Origin of the sequence: Paracoccus lutimaris, assembly GCF_003337565.1 — a bacterium.
GTDB lineage: Bacteria > Pseudomonadota > Alphaproteobacteria > Rhodobacterales > Rhodobacteraceae > Paracoccus > Paracoccus lutimaris.
Window position 1 is genome coordinate 1 of the sequence record NZ_QPJL01000074.1, and the last position, 2,013, is coordinate 2,013.

Genomic DNA, 2,013 nt, shown 5'->3' on the forward strand with positions numbered 1-2,013 from the left:
CCCCAGCTGGTTCAAGCCGGGGCAAGGTTGCACATGGGTCAATTCTCAATGACAATTTCCGCTGTTGCCGGGTCAAATCTCAGTGGCAATCAACAGTCAAGCGGCATAATCTTCATCAATCGCAATGGCTTGCGTTGGCGCAACGCCCCGCGTGAGTATGGCCAGCCGAAGACGCTCTACAACCGTTGGAAGCGGTGGGGTGACATGGGGGTCTTCGCGAGGATGAAGTTCCTCATGACCGCAGGCCAGACAAGCGACCATACCGGTGCCGCCGCCCTGCTGGACAGTCTGCCCGCTGCCGAATGGATGATCGCGGACCGGGGTTATGACGCCGATTGGTTCCGGGAAGCGTTGAAAGACAAACGGATACGCCCTCGCATCCCCGGTCGGAAATCGCGCAGCAAGGCTGTCCCCTACGACAAGCGGCGCTACCCCCGCCACAACCGCATCGAGATCATGTTCGGTAGTCTGAAAGACTGGCGCAGGGTCGCAACCCGCTATGACAGATGCGCCGAGACCTTCCTATCCGCCCTAGCTGCAACCGCCATCTTCTGGCTTTGAGGATCAATGCGTCTGGAGACTAAATCCAAAACAAAGCGATAGGTCCAAGGCTTGCCGCCGCCTTGCACGCGAACGGTCAAGCGCCCGTGAAAGGCGCATTTCTCATTCGGCATCGGATCTCGTGCCAAACTGATCGCCACGGCGGGTCCCAGATCGAAGCGCGGCCGGAACGCTCTGCGCGACCATCTGGCCAGCACGCTAGGCGACAGCGCGTCGTCGGTCACGGATCAGCCGGATCATCGCCGCGATGATGAAGAGCAGCACCACCGCCCCGACCACCATGATCGCCGGCAGATAGGGCTTAAGCCGGGCAAGGGGCGCGACCGGGCCGCCCTGACGCGATTGCGCGACATCGGCAACGGTGACATTCGCGGCACCGGCATTCCCCCAGGTGGTCAGGACGTAATTCGCGATTCCGGCGATTTCCTCGTCGCTGAGCGCCCCGACAAAAGAGCCTCTGTTGAAATGCGGCATGAAGACATGCGCGTCGCCGACCCTGCGATCGACCCCGTAGAGGATGGCCGCGATCAGGTTCGTGGCCGAAGCCGCGCCGGTCGCGGAATTGTGGAAAAGCGACGGATAGGACTGGCCCGTGCTGCCGGCGCCATCGGGCTGGTGACAACTGGCGCAATAGCCGCTGAACAACTCGGCCCCGGTGGTCAGCCCGTCATTGGCGTTTTGCGGATGGGTGCCGCGAAGCGTCGCCTCGTCGCTTTTCGGCGCCCCGAACGAGGTCGCGTCCGTGCCTGAGCCGGCATCCTTCGGTGCGACCGTCTTCAGATAGGCGGCCATGGCCGCGAGGTCATCATCGGTGACGTGCTGCAGGCTGTTCTGGACCGCCTCGGCCATAGGCCCGCCGGCCTGACCCCGGCCCTCGGCATGGCCGGTCCCAAGATAGGCGGCGATCTGTTCGGGCGACCATGTGCCGATGCCATTGCCAGCGTCAGCGGTGATGTCCGGCGCATACCACGGCCCGACATCGCCGCCCGTCAGATAGGCACCGCGCACCGGCCCCATCAACAGCCCGCGCGGGCTGTGGCAACTGCCGCAATGGGCCAGCGCATCGACCAGATACCGGCCCCGGTTCTGGGCCTCGGTCAGGGCGGGGTCGGGTGTAAAGGGATCGCCCCCGGCATAAAGCAGGTTCCAGCCGGTCATCGCGAAGCGCAGGTTGAAGGGAAAGGCGAGGCTGGTCCGCTGCCCGGGCGCCGCATCGACCGGGGCCACGCCTTGGGTGAAATAGGCGTAAAGCGCGGCGATGTCCTCATCGGTGATGCCGACATAGGCGTCATAGGGCATCGCCGGGTAAAGATGCCTGCCATCGCGGGCGAGGCCGCGACGGACAGCGCGGGCGAATGAGATATGCTCGAAAGTTGGTGACGCTTGATCAGGCGGCAGCTTGAATGTGGCGGACGCCGTCGCGGAACTCAACCCCGCTGATGACCTCTGGCA

The 2,013-nt window shown here is 63.9% G+C and carries 2 protein-coding genes; one reads left to right on the plus strand and one right to left on the minus strand.

Translation table 11 applies throughout. From position 1 onward, the window contains the following. Positions 1-48: 48 nt before the first annotated feature. Positions 49-561: a transposase gene (locus DFP89_RS19895; RefSeq protein WP_245948910.1), complete on the plus strand. Its 513-nt coding sequence runs from the start codon at positions 49-51 to the stop codon at positions 559-561. A gap of 198 nt (positions 562-759) precedes the next feature. Here the strand turns inward: DFP89_RS19895 and DFP89_RS19900 are convergent. Continuing rightward, the coding region (locus DFP89_RS19900) for a c-type cytochrome (RefSeq protein WP_147273375.1) at positions 760-2,013 on the minus strand (1,254 nt) is incomplete at its 5' end.